The sequence below is a fragment of the Erwinia sp. genome (genome assembly GCF_031978025.1).
In the GTDB taxonomy this organism is placed as follows: domain Bacteria; phylum Pseudomonadota; class Gammaproteobacteria; order Enterobacterales; family Enterobacteriaceae; genus Erwinia.
In genome coordinates, this window is sequence record NZ_DALZCD010000229.1 from 1 (window position 1) to 6,965 (window position 6,965).

Here is a 6,965-nt window from a genome sequence, read left to right on the forward strand (position 1 = left end):
GCGGTGTTTATGGATATTTTCCGTGGTCATTGGGCTATTTCCAGAGCGATAAACAAATACAGGGATTAAGTAAAATGCCCGGTCAGCGCCGGGCATCGGGCCGGGTTATCAGGAACCCATGCGGTAGTTTGGCGACTCTTTGGTAATGGTGACGTCGTGCACGTGACTTTCGGTGATGCCCGCGCCGCTGATGCGAACAAATTCCGCTTTGGTGCGCAGGGCTTCAATGGTGCCGCAGCCGGTCAGGCCCATACAGGAGCGCAGGCCACCCATCTGCTGGTGGACGATCTCTTTCAGGCGGCCTTTATAGGCTACGCGACCTTCGATGCCTTCCGGCACCAGCTTGTCCGCCGCGTTATCGGTCTGGAAGTAACGGTCAGAAGAGCCTTTAGACATCGCGCCCAGGGAACCCATACCGCGGTAGGATTTAAACGAGCGGCCCTGGTAGAGTTCGATTTCGCCCGGTGATTCTTCGGTACCTGCCAGCATGGAGCCAACCATTACCGCGCTGGCACCCGCCGCAATCGCCTTAGCAATGTCGCCGGAGAAACGGATACCGCCATCGGCGATAACAGGAATGCCGGTACCTTCCAGCGCGGCAACGGCGTCAGAAACAGCGGTGATCTGCGGTACGCCCACGCCGGTAACGATACGGGTAGTACAGATTGAGCCAGGGCCGATACCTACTTTCACCGCGCTCACGCCGGCTTCAACCAGCGCCAGCGCGCCGGCGCCGGTCGCTACGTTACCGCCAAGGATCTGCAGGTCAGGATATTTTGCACGGGTTTCGCGGATACGCTGTAGCACGCCTTCGGAGTGACCGTGCGAAGAGTCAATCAGCAGAACGTCAACACCAGCCGCGACCAGCGCGTCTATGCGTTCTTCGTTGCCCGCACCCGCGCCCACCGCGGCACCCACACGCAGGCGACCTTCCTGATCTTTACAGGCGTTAGGCTTACGTTCGGCTTTCTGGAAATCTTTAACGGTGATCATGCCCAGCAGATGGAAAGCGTCATCCACTACCAGTGCTTTTTCGATGCGTTTTTCGTGCATCTTCTGCAGTACGACTTCACGCGCTTCGCCTTCGCGTACGGTAACCAGACGCTCTTTTGGCGTCATCACCGCAGAGACCGGCAGGCTCATGTCGGTGACGAAGCGCACGTCACGGCCGGTGATGATGCCCACCAGCTCGTTGTTGCCGTTCACCACGGGATAGCCTGCGAAACCGTTACGCTCGGTCAGCAGCTTCACTTCGCTCAGCGCGGTTGTCGGCAGCACCGTTTGTGGATCGGTTACCACGCCGCTTTCATGCTTCTTCACCTTGCGGACTTCTTCCGCCTGGCGCTCGATGGGCATATTTTTATGGATAAAGCCCAGGCCGCCTTCCTGCGCCAGCGCAATAGCCAGGCCCGCTTCGGTCACGGTGTCCATAGCCGCAGAGAGCATAGGAATATTCAGGCGAATGGTTTTGGTGAGCTGGGTACTGAGGTCGGCCGTATTAGGCAACACAGTCGAATGAGCGGGAACGAGCAGCACGTCGTCAAATGTCAGGGCTTCTTTAGCGATTCTTAGCATGGCAATATCTCAACCTCAGGGTGAATGAGAACTTGTAAAATATTGCCGCGGCATTATACAGGGCGTAATCGATTGCCTCCAGCATTATTTATGAAAAACTCTTGATCCGTCTCGTCAGGCATGTAGTATCGGTTAATTAACCCTCTGATTTAAAGTTTGATCTCAATCACATGTCGCTACCGCCAACCGCCAATATTTTTACCGTCAGCCGCCTGAATACTACGGTGCGCAAGCTGCTGGAAATGGAGATGGGCCAGGTCTGGCTAAGCGCCGAGATCTCTAACTTTTCCCAGCCCTCTTCCGGCCACTGGTACTTTACGCTTAAGGATGACGGCGCGCAGGTACGCTGCGCGATGTTTCGCAATAGCAATCGTCGCACCACCTTTCGGCCGCAAAATGGTCAGCAGGTGCTGGTCCGGGCGACCATCACGCTTTATGAGCCGCGCGGCGACTATCAGCTGATTGCCGAAAGTATGCAGCCCGCCGGCGACGGGCTGCTTCAGCAGCAGTTCGAGCAGCTGAAGCAGAAGCTGGCAAGCGAAGGCCTGTTTGAACAGAGCCATAAGCAGCCGCTGCCCGATCCGGCTCGTCAGGTTGGCGTAATCACCTCCGCCACCGGCGCAGCGCTGCACGATGTGCTGCGGGTTTTACACCGCCGTGACCCTTCCCTGCCGGTTGTCATCTATCCCACACCGGTCCAGGGTGCGGATGCGCCAGCCAGCATCGTTCGTGCTATTGAGCTGGCAAACCAGCGTGCAGAATGCGATGTGCTGATCGTGGGTCGTGGCGGCGGTTCGCTGGAAGATCTGTGGAGCTTTAATGATGAACGCGTGGCGCGGGGGATTTTCGCCAGCCGCATCGCTATCGTCAGTGCCGTGGGGCACGAGACCGACGTGACTATCGCCGATTTTGTCGCGGATTTGCGCGCCCCTACCCCTTCTGCGGCGGCAGAGCTGGTCAGCCGCAATCAGATCGAGCTGCTGCGCCAGCTGCAGTCACAGCAGACCCGGCTGGAGATGGCGATGGATTACTATCTCGCTCAGCAGAACCGGACGTTTACCCGCCTGCATCACCGCTTACAGCAGCAGCATCCTCAGCTGCGGCTGGCGCGTCAGCAGACGGCGCTGATGCGCATCCACCGCAGGCTGGATGACGCCATGCAGCTGCGGCTGCGTCAGGCCGCTCGTCAGCAGGAACAGACGACGCAACGGCTGGCCGCCACGCAGCCGCAGAACCGCCTCTATCGCGCGCAGCAGCAGCTTCAGCAGTGGCGCTACCGTTTACAGCAGTCGATGCAGACGCAGCTCAACGACGGCAAGCAGCAGTTCGCCACGCTGGCCGCACAGCTGGAAGGCGTCAGCCCGCTGGCGACGCTGGCACGCGGTTTTAGCGTCACCACCGCAGCCGATGGTCAGGCCATTAAAAAAACCGCGCAGCTGAAGGCCGGCGACCGGTTGAAGACCAGGCTGAACGACGGCTGGATAGAGAGCGAAGTCACGGTGGTCACGCCCGTAAAAAAATCCCGCGCGAAAAAAGTCTGAATGACTGGCCCTGAATCAGGGCCAGTCATATCCAGAGCAAAAATGTGGGCACCCGCGATGCGCGTACGCAAAGTAACCACTATACTTTTTGGACATTTACGATAGACCAAGGAGCATGGTATGCATTACGGCGTCATTCCTCCCTACATTCTGCGCAAAATCATTGATAACGGCTCTGGCCAGCAGCAAAACCACGCGCGTCAAACGCTGGCGCACGTGCAGACGCTGATGGCGGAAACCTGGGTTAAACCGGACGGGGCGAAAACCGCCACGCCGGGCCAGGTTCAGCGGGAAATCTATGATTCAGAGCAGACGCAAAACCTCCCCGGTACGCTGGTGCGCAGCGAAGGCCAGTCGGGTAATAACGACGTCGCCGCCAACGAGGCTTACGATTACCTGGGCGTGACCTATGATTTCTTCTGGCAGGCTTACCAGCGCAACTCTCTGGATAATCAGGGACTGACGCTGAAAGGCACCGTGCATTATGGTAAAGGCTACCAGAACGCTTTCTGGAACGGTCAGCAGATGGTATTTGGCGACGGCGACGGCGAGATCTTCAACCGTTTTACCATTGCGCTGGATGTGGTCGGCCATGAACTGGCGCACGGCGTGACGGAAACCGAGGCAGGACTGATCTATTTTGAGCAGGCAGGCGCGCTAAACGAATCGCTGTCGGACGTGTTTGGCTCGCTGGTTAAACAGTTCAGCCGTAAGCAGACGGCCGACCAGGCAGACTGGCTTATTGGTGAAGGCCTGCTGGCCAAAGGCATCAATGGTAAAGGCCTGCGTTCAATGTCAGCACCCGGTACGGCCTACGACGATCCGCTGTTGGGCAAAGACCCCCAACCTGCCGATATGAAGGGCTATGTACAAACGCGCGACGACAATGGCGGCGTGCATCTCAATTCCGGTATCCCCAATCGCGCTTTCTACCTGGCCGCGAAAGCGCTGGGTGGCTATGCCTGGGAGCAGGCCGGCTACGCCTGGTACGATACGGTGTGCGACAAAACGCTGCCGCAGAACGCCGATTTTAAAACCTTTGCACGGTATACCGTTAATCACGGTCAGAAGCGTTTTAATAAGTCGGTTGGTCAGGCCATTGAAAATGCCTGGAAGGAGGTTGGCGTGCTATGAATTCACTTCCGGAACTGAGCGACGACGCGGTGATCGACGTGGCGCGCGAAGGCGGCTTTGCCTATATCCCTAAACTGGCTGGCGCGAAGCGCATCACGCTCGCCCAGTTGAATCCTCCACAGCGGGAACATGTTTGTAGCGTGCTTCGTCAGGCGCTGCCGCTGGGAGAACCCCCGGGAGAGCAGAGCCGCGCCGGAAGAGGCGATCAGCGTTATTATCGTATCGAAATAAGCTATGCCACGCAGCAGCAGGTTGGCAATCTGGTGATCCTTATCCCTGAGGATCAGGCGCCACCCGGGCTGGTACAGCTCTGGCAGGATGGCCAGTAAAAGTAAAAAGCCCCGCCAGCGATGGCGGGGCTTTTTATTACTGCGCTTATTTCTCCAGCGCGAAAGCCATCACGTAGTCGCCGCGATCCGGAGACTGCCGCGCGCCGCCGGCTGAAATCAGGATGTACTGTTTCCCTGTTTTCGGCGATTTATAGCTGATGGGGCCGCCCTGACTGCCCACCGGCAGGCGCGCTTTCCACACCTCTTTCCCGGTAGCCGAATCAAACGCGCGCAGATAGTAATCCTGCGTGCCCGCAATAAACACCAGACCGCCCTGGGTAGCCAGTGTGCCGCCCAGTGTCGGCATGCCTACCGGCATTTGCGCATGCATTTTGACGCCGAACGGGCCGGTATCCTGCACGGTGCCAACCGGCACCTGCCACACCAGCTTCTGCGTTTTCAGATCGATAGCAGAGAGCGTACCGAACGGCGGCTTCTGGCAAGGGATGCCCAGCGGCGACATAAAGCGATTTTTATTGACCGCATACGGCGTCCCTTTTAGCGGTACCGCACCCATGCCGGTGTTAATCGCTTCACCGCCGTTACTGCCGCGGGCGGTAGCGCCGGTATTGGCCGGGATCATCTGCACCCACAGGCCAAGACGCATGTCATTGACGAAGATGTAGTGATTGTTGGGATCGGTAGAAAGACTGCCCCAGTTCATGCCGCCCAGCGAACCCGGAAAGCTCAGCGCTTTGTCGGTGCCCGGCACGGTGTAGAGGCCGTCGTAACGCATGGATTTAAAGGCCACACGGCAGGCAAGCTGATCGAACGGCGTGGCGCCCCACATATCAGATTCTTTCAGCGTATCTGCGCCAATCTGCGGCATACCAACAGATTTAGGCTGCGTCGGCGTGTACTGTTCGTTCGGAATATTGCCCTTCCTGACCGGCACTTCTTTCACTTCGGTCAGCGGCTGGCCGGTCAGACGATCCAGCACGTAGATCTGGCCCGCTTTGGTTCCAATCACGACGGCCGGTTTGCTGGTGCCATCCTTCATCGGGAAGTCAATCAGGCCTGGCTGCATCGGCAGGTCAAAATCCCACAGATCGTTATGTACCGTCTGATAAACCCACTTTTCTTTGCCGGTAGTCGCATCGACTGCCAGAATGGAAGCGCCATATTTATGGTTTAACGCCGTACGCGTTGCGCCATACAGATCGACCGACGAACTGCCCATTGGCATAAACACGGTATTCATGGCGGGATCGTAGGACATCGGCGCCCAGGAGTTAGGCGTGCTGCGAGCGTAGTTCTGGCCCGGCTGCAGCGCAGCATTCGGATCGTCGTTGCCGGTATCGAATGCCCAACGCATCTGACCGGTGATCACATCAAAACCGCGGATGACGCCGCCGGGCATATCGGTCTGGACGTTATCCGCTACGCGGCCGCCGACCACAACGGTAGTGCCCGCAAGCGTCGGCGCAGAGGTCAGCTGATATTTAGGATCCTGCGCTTCGCCCAGCCCTGCTTTCAGGTCAACCACGCCGTGGTCGCCGAAGTTCTGGCACAGCTCGCCGTTATCGGCATTAATAGCCATCAGGCGTGCATCGATAGTGTTCATCAGCAGGCGACGCTGACAGCTATCACCTGCCGCCAGCGTCGCCTGTGGCACAGGCGTAGAGCCGGGCACGGAAGGCTGCTTCAGCGGCTGAGTGGCGTCAAAGTAAGCCAGGCCGCGACAGCGGTTCCAGACTTCAGCCTTAGCATTCACCACGTGCTCCCACTTCTTTTTCCCCGTGTCGGCGTTAACCGCAATCACGTTGTTGTGCGGCGTACAAAGGTAAAGCACATCGCCAATCTGCAGCGGCGTTTGCTGGTCTTCCGCGCCGTTGCCGGTAGGGCTGTCAGGAATATCGCCGGTGCGGAAAGTCCAGGCCACTTTCAGATCCTTCACGTTGTCACGCGTAATCTGATCCAGCGCCACAAAGCGGCTGCCGCCCGGCGTGTTGCCGTAGTTGTCCCAGTTTTTCTGTTCGCCAGCTTTATTAACCGGCACCAGCGGCAGTTCACTGCCATCAGTTACCGGCGAGTGCGGCTGGAACATCTGTACGAAGGTCACGACCAGGCCTGCAACCAGCACGGCTGCAGCGCTATAAGCCGGTTTTGCCGCAGAGGATTTTTCTTCGCTTTTGCGCAACGCGGGAAGGGTTATCACGGCCAACAGCATTAGCCCGGCGGGAGTCATCAGGCGCGATACCAGCGGCCAGAAATCCAGCCCGACATCCAGTAATGCCCAGATTACCGTACCGATAAATACCAGCGCATAAACCCCAACGGCGGAAGATTTACGACGGAAAAACTGAATAGCGGCCAGCACGGTGACGATACCGGCCAGAAGGAAATACCAGCTGCCGCCTAGCGACACCAGCTTTCCGCCGCCAAT

5 protein-coding genes are annotated in these 6,965 nt (G+C 58.1%); 3 read left to right on the plus strand and 2 right to left on the minus strand.

Annotated elements, in window-relative coordinates:
- Positions 1 to 108: 108 nt before the first annotated feature.
- Entirely contained in the window at positions 109 to 1,575 is a 1,467-nt protein-coding gene (gene guaB, locus RTK32_RS16495) for an IMP dehydrogenase (protein ID WP_312045868.1), read from the minus strand.
- A gap of 170 nt (positions 1,576 to 1,745) precedes the next feature.
- On the opposite strand from guaB, the gene xseA reads away from it, so the two are divergent.
- The 3 genes from xseA (at position 1,746) to RTK32_RS16510 (ending at position 4,579) form a co-directional block, all read left to right on the plus strand.
- Positions 1,746 to 3,116, plus strand: a complete 1,371-nt coding sequence (gene xseA, locus RTK32_RS16500) for an exodeoxyribonuclease VII large subunit (protein ID WP_312045870.1) — start codon at positions 1,746 to 1,748, stop codon at positions 3,114 to 3,116.
- A gap of 120 nt (positions 3,117 to 3,236) precedes the next feature.
- Positions 3,237 to 4,250 (plus strand): M4 family metallopeptidase, encoded by a 1,014-nt coding sequence (locus RTK32_RS16505; protein ID WP_312045872.1) that lies wholly within the window; start codon positions 3,237 to 3,239, stop codon positions 4,248 to 4,250.
- Positions 4,247 to 4,579 (plus strand): protealysin inhibitor emfourin, encoded by a 333-nt coding sequence (locus RTK32_RS16510; protein WP_312045874.1) that lies wholly within the window; start codon positions 4,247 to 4,249, stop codon positions 4,577 to 4,579. Before RTK32_RS16505 ends, RTK32_RS16510 begins: the two co-directional genes overlap by 4 nt.
- Positions 4,580 to 4,625: 46 nt before the next feature.
- Here RTK32_RS16510 and RTK32_RS16515 read toward each other — a convergent pair.
- The coding region (locus RTK32_RS16515; protein ID WP_312045876.1) for a membrane-bound PQQ-dependent dehydrogenase, glucose/quinate/shikimate family at positions 4,626 to 6,965 on the minus strand (2,340 nt) is incomplete at its 5' end.